This is a genomic window from Pseudomonas sp. TE3786, from assembly GCF_054057335.1.
Genome location: NZ_JBSRZF010000006.1, coordinates 208,478 through 228,208, shown reverse-complemented (window position 1 = coordinate 228,208; position 19,731 = coordinate 208,478). Strand labels below are relative to the sequence as shown.

The following is a 19,731-nucleotide window of genomic DNA, read 5'->3' as shown; positions in this document are numbered from 1 at the left end:
GGAACACCCAACCTAAGTGCAGCGCCCCGACCAACAAGGTTGGCCGGGGCGCGCGCGGGTAACAGCTGGAATGCCGCGGTCTAGCGGTCGGAAAGCGCGAAGCTGGTCAGGCAGAAGGTTGGAATACCGGCGTCTTGCAGCTTTTCCGAACCGCCCAGTTCCGGCAGGTCAATGATCGCGGCCGCCTCGAACACCGTGGCGCGCATCCGGCGCACCAGGGCGGCGGCCGCCAGCAAGGTTCCGCCGGTGGCGATCAGGTCATCGAAGATCAGCACCGAGTCGCCTTCACACAGGCTGTCGGCGTGCACTTCGAGAAAGGCTTCGCCGTATTCGGTCTGGTAGCCCTCGGCCAAGACATCGGCCGGCAGTTTGCCCTGCTTGCGGAACAGCACCAGGGGCTTGTTCAAGGCATAGGCGATGATCGAGCCGATCAGGAAACCACGGGCATCCATAGCGCCGATATGGCTGAACTCGGCCTCGACGTAACGCTGTACGAAGCTGTCGGCCACCAAGCGCAGAGCGCGTGGCGACTGGAACAGCGGGGTGATATCGCGAAAGATCACGCCGGGCTTGGGGAAATCCGGCACGGGGCGAATCAGGGATTTGATGCTGAAGTCGTCGAAGATCATCGCTGGGGCCTGCTATTGGTTCTGACAAGGGCGCGATTCTAACAAGCCGCGCCCGACAGATCTTGCCTACTGCTCCAGATTGCCGCCCGCCAGGGCGCACAGCTGTGCCGGGTCGAGAATCTGGATTTCCTTGCCGTCGGCGGCGATCAGGTTGCTCTGCTGAAAGCGGGTAAATACGCGGGACACGGTTTCCACCGCGAGGCCCAGGTAGTTACCGATTTCATTGCGCGACATCGACAGGCGGAACTGGTTGGCCGAGAAACCACGGGCGCGGAAGCGTGCCGAGAGGTTGATCAGGAAGGAGGCGATGCGCTCGTCAGCGGTCTTTTTCGATAGCAACAGCATCATCTGCTGATCGTCGCGAATCTCGCGGCTCATGATGCGCATCAGCTGACGGCGCAGTTGCGGCAGCTGCAGCGACAGGTCGTCGAGTTTTTCGAAGGGGATTTCGCAAACGGTGGTGGTTTCCAGGGCCTGGGCCGAAGTGGGGTAGGACTCTTCGTCCATGCCCGACATGCCCATCAGTTCGCTCGGCAGGTGGAAGCCGGTGATTTGCTCGTCGCCGCCATCGGAGACGCTGAAGCTGCGCAAGGCACCGGAGCGTACGGCGAACACCGAGGTGAAGGGGTCGCCCTGGCGGAACAGGAAATCGCCTTTTTTCAGTGGCCGGCCGCGTTTGACGATGTCGTCCAGCGCGTCCATATCTTCCAGGTCCATCGACAGCGGCAGGCACAGGCCGCTCAGGCTGCAATCTTTGCAATGTACGGCTGGCAGGCCGCGGGCTTTGATCATTTCATTCATCGCAAGGCATCCTTTATAGCCAAGCACACACGAAGCGTAAGGGTATCAGCTTAACGTCCGCCCTGGCCATGCGCTTAAGTTCGCCCGCAGGCGGCCGACACCCCTGTGTGACTACGGAGGGAGAAAGCAAATGTTGCAGGTAAACAGCAGCAACGTCTTGGGCCACTTGTCGCAGCAGGTTAATACCAAGCTGGCGCGCGACCCGAGTCAACCGGTGGATATGCAGGAAGCGTTGCAAGGCATCAAGGTGACGTTGTCCGAGCAAGCGCAGAAGATCAGTTCCGCCGCTAAGGGCAGTAACGACGATATCGACAACAGCAGCCTGCCAGACGGCATCAAACAAGCGTTGAAAATGATTCGTCAGCTTCGTCAGCAGATCGCCGAAAAGCAGGCCGAGCTGCAGGCGGTGATGGCCGATCAGAGTCTTTCCGACGAAGCTCGAGCGCAGAAGGCGCAAGGTGTGCAAAGCCAGCTTGCAACACTGAACGGCGCCCTGATTACTGCCAATGGCGCGCTGTTGCAGGCGGTAAAAGAAGCAGGCCTGAGCCCTGATCAGCTTCAGGAAATGTCCGGGCTGTTGATGGCGTAAGTAGCGCTTAGTGATGCATGGCGTGGCCCATCAGCCATTGCTGATGGGGGCCGGGCAGCGTCCACAAACCGAACAGAATCACCAGTAAGCCGCCAGCCATGCGCACCTTGCGTTTGCGTAGCACGGCAGTCAGGCGTTCGGCAGCCATGCCGGTGGCCAGCAGCACCGGCCAGGTGCCCAGACCAAAGGCGAGCATCAGCAAACCGCTGTCTAGCGCATTGCCCTGGCTCGCCGCCCACAGCAACGTGCTGTAGACCAGACCGCACGGCAACCACCCCCACAGCGCGCCAAGCAGCAAGGCGCGGGGTAGGCTGGAGACCGGCATCAAACGGCTGGCAAACGGCTGGATATAGCGCCACAAGCCCCGTCCGAGGGCTTCAATGCGGGTCAGACCGCTCCACCAGCCCGCCAGATACAAGCCCATCGCAATCAGCAGCAGCGCTGCGACAATTCTCAGTACCATCACCGCCGGACTATTGGCCACGGCCCAACCGGCCATGCCGATCAACAGGCCAGCACAGGCATAGCTGAGAATTCGCCCCAGGTTGTAGGCCAGCAACAGGCGAAAGCGCCGACTGCGTTGCTCCGGTGGAATGGCCAGGGTCAGGGCCCCCATCAGGCCGCCGCACATGCCCAGACAATGGCCGCCACCGAGCAGGCCGAGAATCACTGCCGAGACCAGCAGCGGCACCAATTCAAGCACGCGGCGGCTCCTGTTTGTCGTCAGGCTGTTCATGGCCGCTGGCCTGGTCGACGCCGGCCAGGTGATTGGGGTCCTGGTCGTCGAACAGGATGCTGTGGGCCGGCCCATCCAGGTCGTCGTACTGGCCGCTGTTGACGGCCCAGAAGAAGACAAAGATGCACACCGCGACGATCAGCAGGGCTATCGGAATCAGCAGGTATAAGGCGGGCATACAGGCTCCGGGCAGTCAGGCGCTGCCAGCACTGGCAGGCAGAGCGCGATGGCGCGTCAGGCGCAAGGCATTGAGTACCACGGTCAGCGAGCTGACCGACATACCGACCGCCGCCCACACCGGCGTGATCCAGCCCAGCGCGGCGAACGGCAGCATCAGGCCATTGTACAGACCGGCCCACAACAGGTTCTCGATGATCACGTGGCGGGTCCGTCGGGCCAGGGCAAAGGCTTGCACCAGGGCATCCAGGCGGTTGGACAGCAGCACCGCATCGGCGCTGGTTTTCGCCAGGTCAGTGGCCGAACCCATGGCCACGCTGATATCGGCCGCTGCCAGCACCGGTACATCGTTGACCCCGTCACCGAGCATCAGCACTTTGCGGCCCTGGCTGTGCAAGGTGTGCAGCATCGCCAGCTTGTCATCCGGGCGTAGCCCGCCATGGGCTTCGTCGATGCCCAGTTCAGCGGCAACGCTGTTGACCATAGGAGATGTATCGCCTGAAAGCAGCAGAGTTTTCCAGCCCCGCGCCTTGCAGGCCGCCAACAGGGCTGGGGCATCGCTGCGCAGGCGGTCGTCGAGGACCAACCAGGCCAACGGCCCTTCGTTATCACCCAGCAGCAACCATTGACCGGGTTCCGCAGGCATCGCCGGCACCGGCTTGCCGCTCAACTGCGCGACGAAACTGGCCTGGCCGATACGCAGGCGGCGGCCGTCGACCACGCCTTCCAGCCCTAGCCCTGGCACGCTGTTGACCGACTCGGCCGCCGCCGGTGCCTGGCCAAAGGCGCGGGCAATCGGGTGTTCGGAGTGGTTTTCCAGCGCCGCCGCCAGCGCCAGGCAGCTATCGTCGTTGTCACTGCCCAAGGGGCGAATGGCGCGCAAGGTCAGGCGGCCCTCAGTGAGGGTGCCGGTCTTGTCGAAAATGACCGTGTCGATCTGGTTCAAGCCTTCCAGCACATGGCCGCGGGTAAGCAGCAGGCCCAGCTTGTGCAGGGTGCCGGTGGCGGCGGTAAGGGCGGTGGGCGTGGCCAGCGACAGGGCGCAGGGGCAGGTGGCAACCAGCATGGCCAGCACCACCCAGAAGGCCCGGCTGGAATCCAGCTGCCACCAGACGGCACCGATCACCACCACCAGCATCAGGGTCGCCAACAGGAACCACTGCGCGGCTTTGTCGGCCATTTCCGCCAGGCGCGGTTTGTCGGCCTGGGCACGGTCGAGCAGGCGGACGATGGCGGATAGCCGGGTGTCATGCCCCAGCGCCTGCACTTCAACATGCAGCGGCCCCTCGACGTTGAGGGTGCCGGCGGTGACCAGATCGCCGACCGCGCGTGGCAGCGGCAGGTATTCGCCCGTCAGCAGCGACTCATCGACGCTGGACTGCCCTTGCACAATGCGCCCATCCGCCGGTACCACAGCGCCAGGCTGAATCAGCACGTGCTCGCCCAGTTGCAGTTCGCGCAGCAGAATGCGCTCGCTCTGACCCTCGGCGTCCAGACGCAGGCAGGAGGCCGGGAGCAAGTTCACCAGCTGCGCGGTGGCTGCAGCGGTGCGCTGGCGAGCCCGTCGTTCGAGATAACGCCCAGCCAGCAGGAACAGGGCGAACATGCCGACCGCATCGAAGTACAGCTCGCCGACGCCGGTGATGGCGGTCCAGATGCCCGCCACATAGGCGCTACCGATGGCCAGGGATACCGACACGTCCATGGTCAGATGGCGGGTGCGCAGGTCGCGCAAGGCACCTTTGAAAAACGGTGCGCAGCTGTAGAACACGATGGGGGTGGTGAGGAACATCGCCACCCAGCGCATGATCTGGTGCAGCTCGGGGCTCAGGTCGATATTGAATTCCGGCCAGGTAGCCATGGTCGCCATCATCGCCTGGAACCACAGCAGCCCGGCGACGCCCAGCTGGCGCAGGGTCAGACGGTTTTCGGCGGCCAGTTGCTCGGCAGCCCGATCAGCCTGGTAGGGGTGAGCGGCGTAACCGATATGGCGCAGCTCACCGAGCAGCGCGCTCAGCGGCAGTTGGCTGTCGGCCCAACGCACCTGCAAACGGTGGTTGGACAGGTTCAGGTGCGCCTCGGCCACCGCCGGCAATTGCCGCAGGCGATGCTCGATCAGCCAGCCGCAGGCGGCGCAGCTGATGCCTTCCAGAAGCAAGGTGGTCTCGGCAAGATCGGCGTCGTGATGAACGAAATCTTTCTGTACGTCAGCGCGGTCGTAGAGTTCCAGCTCATCCTGCAGTTGCTGCGGCAGGGCCTGCGGGTTGACCGAGGCTTCGCTGCGGTGGCTGTAGTAGCTCTCCAGGCCGCCGGCAACAATGGCTTCGGCCACGGCCTGACAGCCGGGGCAGCAGAATTCACGGCGCTCGTTGAGCACGGGTGCGCAAAAGCGGCTGCCGGCAGGAACCGGCAAGCCGCAGTGGTAGCAGGGCAGGGGCGCGCTCATGGGCTTAACGTTGGGTTTCGGCACCCGGAATAGGCTCATCGCCGAGTTTCAGTTCGACGCCAGCGCCGACTTTCTCTTCTTCGAACAGGCGCCAGGTTTGTTCGCCTTGCACGCCGAGCAGTTCGACGAAGCGACGGCCTTCGACGGCTTCCGGCAGTTGGCCGATATAGCGATCCGGCTGGCTGCTGCTGCGTTTCAGGGTCAGGTGGCGGTCTTTGTCGGCCTGGGTCGGCGAGATCAGGTTCATCTCCAGGCTTTCCGGGCGGCTGTCGCCACTCAGCAGCAGGCTCACTTCGCCGGTCACTTCGTCCAGGGTGGCGCGGGCTTCCAGGTGCAGGTCCTTGGCCAGACGTTCACGGTCCAGGGAGCGGCTGATGCCTTTGCCGGCTTCGTAGTAGTTGTCGGTCACCAGCGTGTCCTGGCCATCGGCGGCGATAAACACCATGTGCATGGTCAGGGCCACCGAGGTGGTCAGCATGCCGATGATGATCCAGGGCCAGATGTGTTTGTACCAGGGACTGCTTGCTGTTGCGGGCATTGGTTGTCTCTCTGAATCGGTGACCGGTATTTACGGGGCGCTAGTGTAGGGCGCAATTGGCTCAGCGCATATGCGGGCCAATAAAGCGGCTCTTGGTTTCCACATGGGTGTCGGGGTTGTCGGCGCTCTCCAGGACGAAGATCACTTCGTTGGTGCTCGACGGCAGTTTCTCCGGTGCCACCGACAGCTCGATGGGCTGGGAGATGATTTCCCCGGCATCGACCTTGAACTCGCGTTTGCCGGCCAGTTGCAGATCATCCAGGCCCTTGGCGCTGAGCGCATAGGTGTGCGGCTGCTGGTCCTTGTTCATGATCTTCAGGTTGTAGACGTTTTCGATGCGCCCTTCGGCGTTTTCGCGGAATAGCACCCGGTCTTTGCTGACGTCGAAGCCCACCAGCGGGCGCAGTACGAAGGCCGTGGCCAAAAAGGCCATCATCGCCAGCAGGACCACGGCATAGCCGATCAGCCGTGGACGCACCAGGTGAGTCTTCTGCCCGGACAGGTTGTGCTCGGTGGTGTAGCTGATCAGGCCGCGTGGGTACTCCATTTTGTCCATGATGGTGTCGCAGGCGTCGATACAGGCGGCGCAGCCGATGCACTCGATCTGCAGGCCGTCGCGGATGTCGATGCCGGTGGGGCAGACCTGAACGCACATGGTGCAGTCGATGCAGTCACCCAGGCCTTCGGCTTTGTAATCGGCGTTTTTCTTGCGCGGACCACGGCGTTCGCCGCGGCGCGGGTCGTAGGAAACGATCAGGGTGTCTTTGTCGAACATCACGCTCTGGAAGCGCGCGTAAGGGCACATGTAGATGCACACCTGCTCGCGCAGCCAGCCGGCGTTGCCGTAGGTGGCGAGGGTGAAGAAACCGACCCAGAAGTAGGCCCAGCCATCGGCTTCGCCGGTAAAGAAATCGATGGTCAGGTCGCGGATCGGCGAGAAGTAGCCGACAAAGGTCAGACCGGTGACCAGACCGATCAGCAGCCACAGGCTGTGCTTGCTGAATTTGCGCAGAAGTTTGTTGGTGCTCATTGGCGCCTTGTCGAGCTTCATGCGCTGGTTGCGATCACCCTCGGTGACCTTTTCGCACCACATGAAAATCCACGTCCATACGCTTTGCGGGCAGGTGTAGCCGCACCACACGCGGCCGGCGAATACGGTGATAAAGAACAGGCCGAAGGCGCTGACGATCAGGATGCCGGACAGCAGAATGAAGTCTTGCGGCCAGAAGGTGGCGCCGAATATGTAGAACTTGCGCTCTGGCAGGTTCCACCACACGGCCTGGTGGCCGGCCCAGTTGAGCCAGACAGTGCCGAAGTAGAGCAGGAACAACCCGGCGCCGCCAAGCATGCGCAGATTGCGGAAGAAACCGGTGAAGGCGCGGGTGTAGATTTTTTCCCGGGAAGCGTAGAGATCAACGGACTTATCCGCAGACTTGGCGGGCGGGGTGATGTCTTGAACAGGAATCTGCTTACTCATCGGGCGTACCACGGCAGTGGAAAGAGCCTCGTCGATACGTGCCGACGGAGGTCAAGGCGACTAGTGCGCTCTGAATTATACGCGCTGATTGCAGGGTTAATGCTGCGACGTGAAGTCGCGTAAGGCTTGAGTTAGTGCGGGGCAGAGGCGGAAGGGCGGAGCGAGTGAAGCGAGGGGGTTGCATCAGGAGCCTGCTGGGCAGGCTCCTAAGCAATTTCTTACGAGGCTATTACTCGGCTTGCTGTTTGGCAGCATCCGAGGTGTTGCCGTGGGACAGGCTGTAGACGTAAGCCGCCAACAGGTGAACCTTGTCCTTGCCTTGCAGTTGTTCCTGGGCAGGCATCACGCCCTGACGACCGTAACGGATGGTCTGCTGCAGCTGAGCGAAGCTCGAGCCGTAGATGAACGCCGCTGGGTGGGTCAGGTTAGGTGCGCCCATTGCCGGGGTACCTTTGCCTTCCGGACCGTGGCAAGCCACGCAGTTGGCGGCGAAGATTTTCTGGCCGTTGGCAGGATCTGCCTTGGCATCTTCCGGCAGCTTGCGGCCGTCCAGTTGGGTCAGAACGAAAGCCGCTACGTCACGCACGCCCTGGTCACCGATAACGGTGCCCCAGGCCGGCATCACCGCGTGGCGACCGCCGAGAATGGTGGTTTCGATGGTGGCTGCTTCACCGCCCCAGCGCCAGTCGGCGTCGGTCAGGTTAGGGAAACCATAGTTGCCCTTGGCGTCGGAACCGTGGCAAACCGAGCAGTTGGAGGCGAACAGACGGCCACCCATCTTCAGGGCTTGTGGGTCTTTGGCCACTTCTTCAATCGGCATGGCGGCGAACTTGGCGAAGATCGGACCGAACTTGGCGTCAGCCTTGGCCATGTCCTTTTCCCACTCGTGCACACCGGTCCAGCCTGGCTGACCATTCGAGAATTCCTGCTTGGTCTCGTTGTTCAGGTAGGAGTAGCCCGGCAACACACCTTTCCAGTTGCCCAGGCCCGGGTAGAGCACCAGGTAACCGAGGGCGAAGATGATGGTCAGGACGAACAACATAAACCACCACTTGGGCAGCGGGTTGTCGTATTCCTCGATGCCATCGAAGGAGTGGCCGACGGTTTCGTCGGTAGTTTCAGCACGTTGGCCTTTGCGCGTGGACAGAAGAATCCAAGTCAGCGTGGCGATAGTGCCCAGGGTAAGTACAGTGACGTACAGACTCCAGAAGAGGGTCATTCTTTGTTACTCCTAGAAGCTTGCTCTTGCTCGACGTGCTTGATGGCTTCGGGATCATCCGCGAACGGCAGAAGGGTGGCTTCGTCGAAGTCTTTCTGCCGGCGGCCACTGAAAACCCACAGCGCCAGGCCGACGAAAGCAACCATCACCACTACGGTGCCAAGACCGCGAATCATCCCGATATCCATCACATGTCACCGTTTGCTTTTGATGATGGTGCCCAGACCTTGCAGGTAGGCAACCACAGCATCCATTTGAGTTTTGCCTTTGACCGCAGCTTGGGCGCCGGCAATGTCTTCGTCGGTGTAAGGCACGCCCATGGAACGCAGAACTTCCATTTTCTTGGCGGTGTCTTTGCCGTCGAGCTTGTTTTCTACCAGGAACGGGTAAGCCGGCATGATCGACTCAGGTACTACGTTGCGCGGGTTGTACAGGTGCGCACGGTGCCAGTCATCGGAGTATCGGCCACCAACGCGGGCCAGGTCCGGACCGGTACGCTTGGAACCCCACAGGAACGGGTGGTCCCAAACGCTTTCACCGGCTACCGAGTAGTGGCCATAACGTTCGGTTTCAGCGCGGAACGGACGGATCATCTGCGAGTGGCAGCCGACACAACCGTTGGCGATGTACACGTCACGACCTTCGAGTTCGAGGGCCGAGCGCGGTTTCATGTTTTCTACAGGCTTGTTGGTAACGTCCTGGAAGAACAGCGGCACGATCTGAGTCAGGCCGCCGATGCTTACGGCGATAACCATGAAGAAGGCCAGCAGGCCGATATTCTTCTCGACTACGTCATGATTTCTCATCAGTGAGCTCCAACTACAGCGATCTGAGCGGCGGCTTCTGCTTCAGCTGGCTGGGAGGCGCGCACGGTACGGAAGGTGTTGTAGGCCATCAGCAGCATGCCGGAGGCGAAGAACGCACCGCCGAGTGCCCGCACGATGAAACCTGGGTGGCTGGCTTGCAGCGCTTCAACGAAGGAGTAGGTGAGGGTGCCGTCTTCGTTGATGGCACGCCACATCAGGCCCTGGGTAATACCGTTGACCCACATGGAGGCGATGTACAGCACGGTACCGATGGTAGCCAGCCAGAAGTGCGCGTTGATCAGACCAACACTGTGCATCTGCGGACGGCCCCAGAGTTTCGGGATCATGTGGTACAGGGCACCGATGGAGATCATCGCCACCCAGCCGAGAGCGCCGGCGTGTACGTGGCCGATGGTCCAGTCGGTGTAGTGCGACAGCGAGTTGACGGTCTTGATGGCCATCATCGGGCCTTCGAAGGTCGACATGCCGTAGAACGCCAGGGAGACGACCAGGAAACGCAGGATCGGGTCGGTGCGCAGCTTATGCCAGGCGCCCGACAGGGTCATCATGCCGTTGATCATGCCGCCCCAGCTCGGAGCCAGCAGGATGATCGACATGGCCATACCCAGCGACTGAGCCCAGTCCGGCAGAGCGGTGTAGTGCAGGTGGTGCGGACCGGCCCAGATATACAGGGTGATCAGCGCCCAGAAGTGCACGATGGACAGGCGATAGGAGTAGATCGGGCGCTCGGCCTGTTTCGGCACGAAGTAGTACATCATGCCCAGGAAGCCGGTGGTCAGGAAGAAACCCACGGCGTTGTGGCCGTACCACCACTGGATCATCGCGTCGGTCGCGCCGGAGTACAGCGAGTACGACTTGAACAGCGAAACCGGCAGCGACATGTGGTTGACGATGTGCAGCATCGCCGTCACCAGAATGAAGGCACCGTAGAACCAGTTGCCGACATAGATGTGCTTGGATTTGCGCTTGATGATGGTGCCGAAAAACACCGCAGCGTAGGTCACCCAGACCACCGCCAGAAGGATGGCCAGCGGCCATTCCAGTTCAGCGTATTCCTTCGAGGTGGTGTAGCCGAGCGGCAGGGTGATACCCGCGCCGACGATTACGGCTTGCCAGCCCCAGAAGTGGAAGGCTGCCATGCTGTCTGAGATCAGACGAGTCTGGCAGGTACGTTGAACTACGTAGTACGACGTAGCAAACAGAGCACAGCCACCGAAGGCGAAAATCACCAAGTTGGTATGCAGAGGGCGCAGGCGACCAAAGCTCGTCCACGGCAGACCGAAGTTCAACTCCGGCCATACCAGTTGCGAGGCGATGAAGACGCCCATGCCCATGCCAAGGATCCCCCAGACCACCGTCATGATGGCGAACTGGCGGACCACCTTATAGTTATAAGCAGTCGGACTGATTGCTGTGCTCATTCTAAGGTTCCACGGTTTAGGGTGTTTTTTAGGGGTAAAAATCGGCGGCAAGTATGAGGAAACGACGTAGTCATTGCAACGCCACAGGCCGCAGCGATAAGGCTTTCAGGCACCTGAAACAAGTTATTTCCACCTCTAAATGAGGTTGGTTCTCAGCTGTCTGCCCTTATCCCTAACCGTCAACGAATGTGTCCCATGCCTCATAGCAAACACTGACGGCTAATGCGCCAGCTTAGTAGATGAAAACGCACCATGAACGTTACCGGTCGTCAGGGTGCGACACTGGGTCGCATCGGGACTAAAGCCGGGCTTGGCCATTCGGTCAGCTTGTTCGGTGCGTCAATTTGCGCAGTCGCTGCTAGGTTTTGCTGTGCCAGTGAGCATGACCCGCAGTCCGTCGCGCCATGCTCACCGAGCAGCAATCCCTTACTGCTGGGGCGACAGACTCAGTACATAAGCGGCCAGCACATGCACCTTGTCGTTACCCAGAAATTGCTCTTGCGCCGGCATCTGGCCATTGCGGCCGTGACGGATGGTTTGTTGCAGTTGGGTAAGGCTGCTGCCGTAGATCCAGCCACCCGGATGAGTGAGGTCGGGAGCACCCATGACGGCGGTGCCTTTGCCCTCTGGTCCGTGGCAGGCTACGCAAGTGCTGGCATAGGTGGTCGCGCCGGCGTTCAGGTCGGCATCGCTTTGCGCCGGCAATGGCAGCCCCGCCAGTTTGGTACGCACATAAGCGGCGACATTTTTTACCCCCGCATCGCCAATCACCGGGCCCCAGGCCGGCATGGCCGCCATGCGGCCGTGGAGGATGGTGGTTTTTACCGTTTCGCTATCACCGCCCCAGCGCCAGATGTTGTCGGTCAGGTTGGGGAAGCCGACCGTGCCTTTGGCATCCGAGCCGTGGCACACCGAGCAGTTGGTGGCGAACAGACGGCCGCCAATCTTCAGCGCTTCCGGATCCTTGCTCAGTTCGTCCAGCGGCATGGCAGCCAGGCGGGCGAACAGCGGGCCGTACTGCGCGTCGGCCTTGTCCACTTCGCGTTGCCATTGATTCACCTGGGTCCAGCCATCGCTGTACCCCAGCAATACACCTTTCCAGTTGCCCAGGCCGGGGTAGAGCAGCAGATAGACAAAGGCAAAGAGGATGGTGCCGACAAACAGCAGGAACCACCAACGGGGCAACGGATTGTCGTATTCCTCGATGCCATCGAAGGCGTGGCCCATGGTTTTGTCGCCACCGTTGGGGGTTTCCCCGCTGCGGGTGGAAAACACCAGCCAGAGCAGGGCGAACAGGCTGCCCAGGGTCAAAAAGCAGACGTACCAACTCCAGAAAACAGTCATTTCACAATTCCCCTGCTCAGCGCTTGTTCTTGATGGTGGTGCCGAGCACCTGGAGGTACGCAACCACTGCATCCATCTCGGTTTTGCCCTGGACGGCGGCGCTGGCACCTTCGATTTCGGCGTCGGTGTACGGCACGCCCATCAGGCGCATCACTTCCAGCTTCTTCGCGGTGTCCTTGCCATCCAGTTGATGCTGAACCAACCAGGGATAGGCCGGCATCTTCGACTCCGGCACCACGTTGCGCGGGTTGTACAAGTGCGCGCGGTGCCAGTCATCCGAGTAGCGGGCACCGACGCGGGCGAGGTCCGGGCCAGTGCGTTTGGAACCCCACAGGAACGGGTGGTCCCAGACGCTTTCACCGGCTACCGAGTAGTGGCCATAACGTTCGGTTTCGGCGCGGAACGGGCGGATCATCTGCGAATGGCAGCCGACGCAGCCTTCGCGGATATAGATGTCGCGACCTTCCAGTTGCAGGGCGGTGTAAGGCTTCATGCCATCCACCGGCTTGTTGGTCACGTCCTGAAAGAACAGCGGCACGATTTGCGTCAGGCCACCGATGCTGACTGCCAGCACCATGCACAGCACCAACAGGAACACGTTCTTTTCGAGTACTTCATGTTTGCTCATGGCCGCTCTCCTCAAGCCATCTGCGCGGCGCTGGCCATTTCGGCCGGCTGTGCGCTGCGCACGGTGCGCCAGGTGTTGTAGGCCATCAGCAGCACGCCGATGAAGAAGATCGCGCCACCGACCATGCGCACGATATAGCCAGGGTGGCTGGCTTCCAGCGCTTCCACGAAGGAGTAGGTGAGGGTGCCGTCGCTATTGATCGCACGCCACATCAGGCCCTGAGTGATGCCGCTGACCCACATCGAGGCGATGTACAGAACGGTGCCGATGGTGGCCAGCCAGAAGTGCGCGTTGACCAGGCCCATGCTGTACATCTGCGGGCGACCCCAGAGTTTCGGGATCATGTGGTACAGCGCGCCGAAGCTGATCATCGCCACCCAGCCGAGGGCCCCAGCGTGAACGTGGCCGATGGTCCAGTCGGTGTAGTGGGAGAGGGCGTTGACGGTCTTGATCGCCATCATCGGACCTTCGAAGGTCGACATGCCGTAGAACGCTAGGGAGACCACTAGGAAGCGCAGGATCGGGTCGTCGCGCAACTTATGCCAGGCACCCGAGAGGGTCATCATGCCGTTGATCATGCCGCCCCAGCTGGGTGCCAGCAGCACCAGAGACATCACCATGCCCAGCGACTGCGCCCAGTCCGGCAGCGCGGTGTAGTGCAGATGGTGGGGGCCGGCCCAGATATACAGCGTGATCAGTGCCCAGAAGTGCACGATCGACAAGCGATAGGAATACACCGGGCGATTGGCCTGCTTGGGCACGAAGTAATACATCATGCCCAGAAAGCCTGCGGTGAGAAAAAAGCCCACGGCGTTGTGCCCGTACCACCACTGGATCATCGCGTCAGTCGCGCCGGAATACAGGGAGTAGGACTTGGTCAGGCTGACCGGTACTTCCAGGTTGTTGACGATATGCAGCACCGCCACGGTAAGAATGAACGCCCCGTAGAACCAGTTACCGACATAGATATGCTGGGTCTTGCGCTTGAGCAGGGTGCCGAAGAACACCACGGCGTAGCCGACCCACACGGCGGTGATCAACAAGTCGATGGGCCATTCCAGCTCTGCGTATTCTTTCGAACTGGTGTAACCCAGTGGCAAACTGACCGCAGCCAGTACGATTACCAGCTGCCAGCCCCAGAACGTGGCGGCGGCCAGGCGTGGCGCGAACAGGGCGGTCTGACAGGTGCGTTGCACGGTGTAGTAAGACGTGGCGAACAACGCGCAGCCGCCGAAGGCGAAGATCACGGCGTTGGTATGCAGCGGACGCAGACGCCCGAAGCTGGTCCAGGGCAGGTCGAAGTTCAGTTGTGGCCAGACCAGTTGGGAGGCGATGAATACCCCCAAGCCCATGCCGACGATGCCCCATACCACCGTCATAATGGCGAACTGGCGAACCACCTTATAGTTGTAGGCAGTCGTGGTTGTTGTGCTCATGTCAGGCCCATCCGCGGATTTCTCTAGTTGTTGAAGGCGAGGCGAAGCATGGCGAAACCGACCAGCGGCGATATTGATCTGTATCAAGCGCCTTCAGGCGCTCTGGACGCGCCCTTGTGGCTATGGAGCAGGCCGCAGGACAAGGCGCGGGCGACCCTGATCCTGGCCCATGGTGCCGGGGCACCGATGGACAGCCCGTTCATGAACGCGATTGCCGCGCGCCTGGCCGCGCAAGGCTTGGCTGTGCTGCGCTTCGAGTTTCCCTATATGGCGCAGCGTCGGCTCGATGGCGGCCGCCGTCCGCCCAATCCGCAGGCGCGTTTGCTGGAACATTGGCGGACGGTATATGCCGAGGTGCGCCAACAGGTCGCAGGGCCGTTGGCCATCGGCGGCAAGTCCATGGGCGGGCGGATGGCCAGCTTGCTGGCGGACGAATTGGGCGCGGATGCGCTGGTGTGCCTCGGCTATCCGTTCTATGCGGCGGGCAAGCCGGAGAAACCGCGGGTAGCGCATCTGGCTGAACTGCGCACGCCAACCCTGATCGTGCAGGGCGAGCGGGATGCCTTGGGCAATAAAGAGATGGTGGCGCAGTACGCCCTGTCTGCGCAGATTGAGGTGCTGTGGCTGGCAGCGGCGGATCATGACCTCAAGCCGCTGAAGGCATCGGGGTTTAGCCATGAGCAGCATCTGGATAGCGCGGCGCAGCGGGTTGCCGCATTCACCCACCAGCATCGCGGCTGAAGTCGCTCCTACGGGACCACACAGGCCCTAGGAGCGGCTTCAGCCGCGATTGGCGGTCAGCGGTTAAACCGCTCCACCAACGCCGATTGCCGTTGCGCGGTGATGGTCAGTTCCTTGCTCAGTTGCGCGGTATTCTGCGCTTCGCCGGAGGTCTGGTCGGCCAAGTGAGCAATGGTGGTGATGTTCTGGTTGATCTCGTCGGCCACGGCGCTTTGCTCTTCCGCGGCGGCGGCGATTTGGTCGGCCATGTCGGCGATATTGGCTACGGCATCGCTGATCCCGGCCAGGGCCTGGTCGGCTTGCAGTACGCGCTCAACCCCTTCATCGGCCTGTTTGCGGCCGATTTCCATGGTCAGTACGGCTTCTTCGGCGGTGCGTTGCAGCTTGGCGATCAACTGGTGGATCTGCCCGGTGGATTCCGCCGTGCGCTGGGCCAGCGAACGCACTTCATCGGCCACCACGGCAAAGCCGCGGCCCATTTCACCGGCACGCGCAGCTTCGATGGCGGCGTTAAGGGCGAGGAGGTTGGTCTGGTCGGCGATGCCTTTGATCACGTCCACTACGCCGCCGATTTCATTGCTGTCCTGGGCCAGGCGGGTCACGGTTTCACCGGTTTCACCCACCGACACCGACAGGCGCTGGATGGCGTCGCGGGTTTCGCCGGCGATGGCGCGGCCCTGGCCGGTCAGGCGGTTGGCCTCCTGGGTGGCGATGGCGGTGCGTGCCACGTTGCTGGCCACTTCCAGGGTGGTGGCGGCCATTTCGTTGACGGCAGTGGCCACCTGTTCGGTTTCCACCCGCTGACGCTCCAGGCCCTTGGAGCTGTTCTGCGCCAGGGTGTCGGCCTGACGGGCTTGTTCGGTCAGGTGTTCGGCGCTGTCCTGCAGACGGGTCAGGCAGGTTTTCAGGCGCGATTCCTGGCTGAGCATGGCCATTTCCAGACGCGCCTGAGGGCCGCGGCTGTCGGTGTACATGGTGGCGATCAGTGGGTCGGAGTTGCTTTGTTCGGCCAGGCGCAGCAGACGGCGGATGCCCCGTTGCTGCCAGTTCAGGCCGATCAGACCCAGGGGCACCGAGAGCGCGGCAGCCAGCAGAAAGCCCCAGTGCGAATCGAGCCAGATGCCGACCATAAACCCGACCTGGCTGAGCAGAATAAAGGGTGCCCAGTTCTGCAGAATCGGCAGCCAGAAGTTGCTCGACGGTATGGCCGCCTTGCCACTGTTGATGCGTTGGTACAGCGCTTCGGCGCGGCGAACCTGTTCAGCGGTGGGCTTGATGCGCACCGATTCGAAACCGATTACCTGGCTGTTTTCCAGTACCGGCGTGACGTAGGCGTTGACCCAGTAGTGGTCGCCATTCACGCAGCGGTTCTTGACGATGCCCATCCACGGTCGGCCCGATTTCAAGGTGGTCCACATATGCGCAAACACCGCCGGCGGCACGTCGGGGTGACGAACCATATTGTGCGGTGAGCCAATCAGTTGCTCGCGGGTGTAACCGCTGATATCCACGAACGCATCGTTGGCGTAAGTGATTTCGCCCTTGAGGTCGGTGGTGGAGATCAGACGCTGCTGAGCGGGGAAGGTACGTTCACGTTGGGTGACGGGCTGATTGTTGCGCATGGGGCTGTATCCGTAATGTCCGTGCCGTTCTGATCGGCCGCTGCCGAGCAAAGTTGAGAAGAAATTTCTGACGTCAATATTTCCACGCAGTGTAACCAGATTTGAACTGGCGCACAGTTTTCAAGGCCGTAGGCTCAACCCGCCGGCAACCCAGGCTCTTCCAGAGGCCGCCGGTCAGAGCCTTCGCAGGTTACCCAGCGATCAATTGTCGCAGCACGTAATGCAGGATGCCGCCGGCGCGGAAGTACTCCACTTCATTCAGCGTATCGATGCGGCACAGCACCTCGAACTGCTCCTGTTTGCCGTCTTCGCGGGTCAGCGTCAGCGGTAACTGCATCAGCGGTTTCAGTTCGACGTTGTCCAGACCGCCGATGCTCAGGGTTTCCTTGCCGGTGAGGCCAAGGGTCTTGCGGTCCTGACCATTGCCGAACTGCAACGGCAGTACGCCCATGCCCACCAGGTTGGAGCGGTGGATGCGCTCGAAGCTTTCCGCCAGCACCGCCTTTACCCCGAGCAGGTTGGTGCCTTTGGCGGCCCAGTCGCGGGACGAACCGGTGCCGTATTCCTTGCCGGCAATCACCACCAGCGGTGTGCCTTCCTGCTGATAACGCATGCTTGCATCGTAGATCGCCAGCTTCTCGCCGCTGGGTATATGCAGGGTGTTGCCGCCTTCTTCGCCGCCGAGCATTTCATTGCGGATACGGATATTGGCAAAAGTGCCGCGCATCATCACTTCATGGTTGCCGCGCCGTGAGCCATAGGAATTGAAGTCCTGGGCCTGCACGCCTTTTTCCTGCAGGTAGCGTCCGGCCGGGCTGCTGGCTTTGATATTGCCGGCGGGGGAGATGTGGTCGGTGGTCACCGAATCACCGAGCAGGGCAAGAATGCGCGCCCCGGCGATATTGCCTATTTTCGGCGGTGCCTCGGTGATGCGTTCGAAGAACGGCGGGTGCTGGATATAGGTGGAATCGGCCTGCCACTCATAGGTATCGGCATCCGGCACCTGGATGGCTTGCCACTTGTCATCGCCAGCGAAGACCTCGGCGTACTCCTTATGGAACATCTGGGTGTCGACTTTCTGAATGGCCTCGGCGATGTCCGCTTGGCTGGGCCAGATATCGCGCAGGTACACAGGTTTTCCGTTTTTATCCGTACCGAGCGGGTCGGCGCTGAGGTTGATCCGCACGGTACCGGCCAATGCGTAGGCCACCACCAGGGGCGGCGAGGCCAGCCAGTTGGTTTTCACCAGTGGATGGACGCGACCTTCGAAATTGCGATTGCCGGAGAGCACCGAGGCCACGGTCAGGTCCGACTGCTGAATGGCTTTTTCGATGGGCTCGGGCAGCGGCCCGGAGTTGCCGATGCAGGTGGTGCAGCCATAACCCACCAGATCGAAGCCGAGGGCGTCGAGGTACTGAGTTAGGCCGGCGGCGTTGTAGTAGTCGGTCACCACCTTGGAGCCGGGGGCCAGCGAACTTTTCACCCAGGGTTGACGTTGCAGGCCTTTCTCCACGGCCTTTTTCGCCAGCAGACCGGCCGCCATCATCACGCTGGGGTTGGAGGTGTTGGTGCACGAGGTGATGGCGGCGATCACTACCGCCCCATCTTTCAGGCGGTGGGTATGCCCGTTGAATTCGTATTCCACGCCGGTCACCAGCGAGTCATCGTGAATCGCCGTGCCGCCCCCGCCCTCGCTCAGCAAGCGCCCTTCATCCGTGGGCACCGGTTTGATCTGGAGGCCGAGAAAGTCATCAAACGCTTTGCTGACGTTGGGCAGGGCGACGCGGTCCTGCGGACGTTTCGGCCCGGCCAGGCTGGCTTCGACGGTGCCCATATCCAGGGCCAGGGCATCAGTGAACAGCGGCTCGTGGCCCGGCTCGCGCCATAGGCCCTGGGCTTTGCTGTAGGCCTCGACCAACGCCACCGTGGCATCCGGCCGGCCGGAAAGGCGCAAATAGCCGAGGGTGATGTCGTCCACCGGGAAGAAGCCGCAGGTGGCACCATATTCCGGGGCCATATTGGCGATGGTGGCGCGGTCCGCCAGGGGCAGGGTGGCCAGGCCGTCGCCGTAGAACTCGACGAACTTTCCGACCACGCCTTTCTTGCGCAGCATCTGGGTGACGGTCAGCACCAGGTCGGTGGCGGTGATGCCTTCCTTCAGCTTGCCGCTGAGTTTGAAGCCGATCACCTCGGGAATCAGCATCGACACCGGTTGCCCGAGCATCGCCGCTTCCGCCTCGATACCGCCGACGCCCCAGCCCAACACACCGAGGCCATTGATCATGGTGGTGTGCGAATCGGTGCCGACCAGGGTGTCGGGGAAGGCGAAGGTCTGGCCGTCTTCCTCTTTCGTCCACACGGTGCGGCCGAGGTATTCCAGGTTGACCTGATGGCAGATGCCGGTGCCCGGCGGCACCACGCTGAAGTTATCGAAGGCGTTCTGGCCCCAGCGCAGGAACGCATAACGCTCGCCGTTGCGCTGCATCTCGATCTCGACGTTCTGCTCGAAGGCGCTGGCGCTGGCGAATTTGTCGACCATCACCGAGTGGTCGATCACCAGGTCCACCGGGGACAGCGGGTTGATCTTCTGCGGGTCGCCGCCGGCTTTGGCCATGGCCGCGCGCATGGCGGCGAGGTCGACCACGGCGGGCACGCCGGTAAAGTCCTGCATCAGGACACGGGCCGGGCGGTACTGGATTTCACGTTCGGAACTGCGGGTTTTCAGCCAGTCCACCAGGGCCTGGATATCCTCGCCGGTGACGGTTTTGTTGTCTTCCCAGCGCAGCAGGTTTTCCAGCAGCACTTTCAGTGACATTGGCAGTTGGTCGAGGCTGCCCAGGGTTTTCGCCGCCTGCGGCAGGCTGAAATAGGTATAGGTCTTGTCACCTACGGTGAGGCTTTGACGGCTATTGAGACTGTTCAGGGACGGCATTGCTCATCTCCTTAGGGGGCCCACACGGTAGGGGCGGGGTGCGCAGTGCGGCTGCGTCGAAGAGGGAAAAGACAGATCAAGCCTAGCTGGCGCTGAAGCTTTCGCCCGCTGCGCCTGACCCCTTCAACTGACTGCCCTTGAGCGCCAGGGGTTCCAACTCGGCTATCA

General features: G+C 61.6%; 18 protein-coding genes. 2 read left to right on the top strand and 16 right to left on the bottom strand.

Annotated features, from left to right (window positions below):
- Positions 1-80: 80 nt before the first annotated feature.
- Together ACVW0Y_RS09765 and fnr are read right to left on the bottom strand one after the other, a co-directional pair.
- Entirely contained in the window at positions 81-629 is a 549-nt protein-coding gene (locus tag ACVW0Y_RS09765; RefSeq protein ID WP_457437854.1) for an adenine phosphoribosyltransferase, read from the bottom strand.
- Positions 630-695: 66 nt separating this feature from the next.
- Entirely contained in the window at positions 696-1,430 is a 735-nt protein-coding gene (gene fnr, locus ACVW0Y_RS09760; RefSeq protein ID WP_457437853.1) for a fumarate/nitrate reduction transcriptional regulator Fnr, read from the bottom strand.
- A gap of 130 nt (positions 1,431-1,560) precedes the next feature.
- Between fnr and ACVW0Y_RS09755 the strand changes: the two genes are divergently transcribed.
- A complete protein-coding gene (locus tag ACVW0Y_RS09755) occupies positions 1,561-2,019 on the top strand; it encodes a hypothetical protein (RefSeq protein WP_457437851.1) in 459 nt (152 codons plus the stop codon).
- A gap of 7 nt (positions 2,020-2,026) precedes the next feature.
- Here the strand turns inward: ACVW0Y_RS09755 and ACVW0Y_RS09750 are convergent, their stop codons facing one another.
- The 12 genes from ACVW0Y_RS09750 to ccoN (ACVW0Y_RS09695) all read right to left on the bottom strand — a co-directional run bounded on the left by ACVW0Y_RS09750 (position 2,027) and on the right by ccoN (ACVW0Y_RS09695) (position 14,268).
- Positions 2,027-2,722: a sulfite exporter TauE/SafE family protein gene (locus tag ACVW0Y_RS09750; RefSeq protein WP_457437850.1), complete on the bottom strand. Its 696-nt coding sequence runs from the start codon at positions 2,720-2,722 to the stop codon at positions 2,027-2,029.
- The gene (ccoS, locus tag ACVW0Y_RS09745; protein ID WP_457437848.1) at positions 2,715-2,933 is read right to left on the bottom strand and encodes a cbb3-type cytochrome oxidase assembly protein CcoS; all 219 of its coding nucleotides are present in this window, start codon (positions 2,931-2,933) and stop codon (positions 2,715-2,717) included. The genes ACVW0Y_RS09750 and ccoS overlap by 8 nt, the downstream gene beginning before the upstream one ends.
- 15 nt (positions 2,934-2,948) lie before the next feature.
- Positions 2,949-5,378, bottom strand: coding sequence for a heavy metal translocating P-type ATPase (locus ACVW0Y_RS09740; protein WP_457437847.1), 2,430 nt, complete (start codon positions 5,376-5,378; stop codon positions 2,949-2,951).
- A 4-nt stretch (positions 5,379-5,382) separates the two neighbouring features.
- Positions 5,383-5,916, bottom strand: coding sequence for a FixH family protein (locus tag ACVW0Y_RS09735; RefSeq protein WP_457437846.1), 534 nt, complete (start codon positions 5,914-5,916; stop codon positions 5,383-5,385).
- A 61-nt stretch (positions 5,917-5,977) separates the two neighbouring features.
- Entirely contained in the window at positions 5,978-7,393 is a 1,416-nt protein-coding gene (gene ccoG / locus ACVW0Y_RS09730) for a cytochrome c oxidase accessory protein CcoG (protein WP_457437844.1), read from the bottom strand.
- Positions 7,394-7,622: 229 nt separating this feature from the next.
- Positions 7,623-8,612 carry a cytochrome-c oxidase, cbb3-type subunit III gene (ccoP, locus tag ACVW0Y_RS09725; protein ID WP_457437843.1) on the bottom strand — a complete coding sequence of 330 codons (990 nt, stop codon included), beginning with the start codon at positions 8,610-8,612 and terminating at the stop codon, positions 7,623-7,625.
- Positions 8,609-8,800, bottom strand: a complete 192-nt coding sequence (locus ACVW0Y_RS09720; protein WP_108097332.1) for a cbb3-type cytochrome oxidase subunit 3 — start codon at positions 8,798-8,800, stop codon at positions 8,609-8,611. The genes ccoP (ACVW0Y_RS09725) and ACVW0Y_RS09720 overlap by 4 nt, the downstream gene beginning before the upstream one ends.
- 6 nt (positions 8,801-8,806) lie before the next feature.
- Complete coding sequence (gene ccoO, locus ACVW0Y_RS09715; RefSeq protein WP_271196808.1) at positions 8,807-9,418, bottom strand: cytochrome-c oxidase, cbb3-type subunit II; 612 nt, start codon at positions 9,416-9,418, stop codon at positions 8,807-8,809.
- Positions 9,418-10,860, bottom strand: coding sequence for a cytochrome-c oxidase, cbb3-type subunit I (gene ccoN, locus ACVW0Y_RS09710; protein ID WP_457437840.1), 1,443 nt, complete (start codon positions 10,858-10,860; stop codon positions 9,418-9,420). The genes ccoO (ACVW0Y_RS09715) and ccoN (ACVW0Y_RS09710) overlap by 1 nt, the downstream gene beginning before the upstream one ends.
- Before the next feature lie 426 nt (positions 10,861-11,286).
- A complete protein-coding gene (gene ccoP / locus ACVW0Y_RS09705) occupies positions 11,287-12,204 on the bottom strand; it encodes a cytochrome-c oxidase, cbb3-type subunit III (RefSeq protein WP_457437839.1) in 918 nt (305 codons plus the stop codon).
- A gap of 16 nt (positions 12,205-12,220) precedes the next feature.
- A complete protein-coding gene (gene ccoO, locus ACVW0Y_RS09700; RefSeq protein ID WP_457437838.1) occupies positions 12,221-12,832 on the bottom strand; it encodes a cytochrome-c oxidase, cbb3-type subunit II in 612 nt (203 codons plus the stop codon).
- 11 nt (positions 12,833-12,843) lie between these two features.
- Positions 12,844-14,268: a cytochrome-c oxidase, cbb3-type subunit I gene (gene ccoN, locus ACVW0Y_RS09695; protein WP_457437836.1), complete on the bottom strand. Its 1,425-nt coding sequence runs from the start codon at positions 14,266-14,268 to the stop codon at positions 12,844-12,846.
- A 48-nt stretch (positions 14,269-14,316) separates the two neighbouring features.
- On the opposite strand from ccoN (ACVW0Y_RS09695), the gene ACVW0Y_RS09690 reads away from it, so the two are divergent.
- Positions 14,317-15,009, top strand: coding sequence for an alpha/beta family hydrolase (locus tag ACVW0Y_RS09690; RefSeq protein ID WP_457437834.1), 693 nt, complete (start codon positions 14,317-14,319; stop codon positions 15,007-15,009).
- A gap of 56 nt (positions 15,010-15,065) precedes the next feature.
- Here ACVW0Y_RS09690 and ACVW0Y_RS09685 read toward each other — a convergent pair whose 3' ends face one another.
- Entirely contained in the window at positions 15,066-16,631 is a 1,566-nt protein-coding gene (locus ACVW0Y_RS09685) for a methyl-accepting chemotaxis protein (RefSeq protein ID WP_457437833.1), read from the bottom strand.
- A 190-nt stretch (positions 16,632-16,821) separates the two neighbouring features.
- A complete protein-coding gene (gene acnA / locus ACVW0Y_RS09680) occupies positions 16,822-19,563 on the bottom strand; it encodes an aconitate hydratase AcnA (RefSeq protein ID WP_457437832.1) in 2,742 nt (913 codons plus the stop codon).
- Between the last annotated feature and the right edge of the window lie 168 nt (positions 19,564-19,731).

What these genes read in the sequence shown, in the direction of transcription:
- ACVW0Y_RS09765 (WP_457437854.1), bottom strand. Translation starts at nt 629, where the DNA reads ATGATCTTCGACGACTTCAGCATCAAATCCCTGATTCGCCCCGTGCCG.
- fnr (WP_457437853.1), bottom strand. Translation starts at nt 1,430, where the DNA reads ATGAATGAAATGATCAAAGCCCGCGGCCTGCCAGCCGTACATTGCAAA.
- ACVW0Y_RS09755 (WP_457437851.1), top strand. Translation starts at nt 1,561, where the DNA reads ATGTTGCAGGTAAACAGCAGCAACGTCTTGGGCCACTTGTCGCAGCAG.
- ccoS (WP_457437848.1), bottom strand. Translation starts at nt 2,933, where the DNA reads ATGCCCGCCTTATACCTGCTGATTCCGATAGCCCTGCTGATCGTCGCG.
- ACVW0Y_RS09740 (WP_457437847.1), bottom strand. Translation starts at nt 5,378, where the DNA reads ATGAGCGCGCCCCTGCCCTGCTACCACTGCGGCTTGCCGGTTCCTGCC.
- ACVW0Y_RS09735 (WP_457437846.1), bottom strand. Translation starts at nt 5,916, where the DNA reads ATGCCCGCAACAGCAAGCAGTCCCTGGTACAAACACATCTGGCCCTGG.
- ccoG (WP_457437844.1), bottom strand. Translation starts at nt 7,393, where the DNA reads ATGAGTAAGCAGATTCCTGTTCAAGACATCACCCCGCCCGCCAAGTCT.
- ccoP (WP_457437843.1), bottom strand. Translation starts at nt 8,612, where the DNA reads ATGACCCTCTTCTGGAGTCTGTACGTCACTGTACTTACCCTGGGCACT.
- ACVW0Y_RS09720 (WP_108097332.1), bottom strand. Translation starts at nt 8,800, where the DNA reads ATGGATATCGGGATGATTCGCGGTCTTGGCACCGTAGTGGTGATGGTT.
- ccoO (WP_271196808.1), bottom strand. Translation starts at nt 9,418, where the DNA reads ATGAGAAATCATGACGTAGTCGAGAAGAATATCGGCCTGCTGGCCTTC.
- ccoN (WP_457437840.1), bottom strand. Translation starts at nt 10,860, where the DNA reads ATGAGCACAGCAATCAGTCCGACTGCTTATAACTATAAGGTGGTCCGC.
- ccoP (WP_457437839.1), bottom strand. Translation starts at nt 12,204, where the DNA reads ATGACTGTTTTCTGGAGTTGGTACGTCTGCTTTTTGACCCTGGGCAGC.
- ccoO (WP_457437838.1), bottom strand. Translation starts at nt 12,832, where the DNA reads ATGAGCAAACATGAAGTACTCGAAAAGAACGTGTTCCTGTTGGTGCTG.
- ccoN (WP_457437836.1), bottom strand. Translation starts at nt 14,268, where the DNA reads ATGAGCACAACAACCACGACTGCCTACAACTATAAGGTGGTTCGCCAG.
- ACVW0Y_RS09690 (WP_457437834.1), top strand. Translation starts at nt 14,317, where the DNA reads ATGGCGAAACCGACCAGCGGCGATATTGATCTGTATCAAGCGCCTTCA.
- ACVW0Y_RS09685 (WP_457437833.1), bottom strand. Translation starts at nt 16,631, where the DNA reads ATGCGCAACAATCAGCCCGTCACCCAACGTGAACGTACCTTCCCCGCT.
- acnA (WP_457437832.1), bottom strand. Translation starts at nt 19,563, where the DNA reads ATGCCGTCCCTGAACAGTCTCAATAGCCGTCAAAGCCTCACCGTAGGT.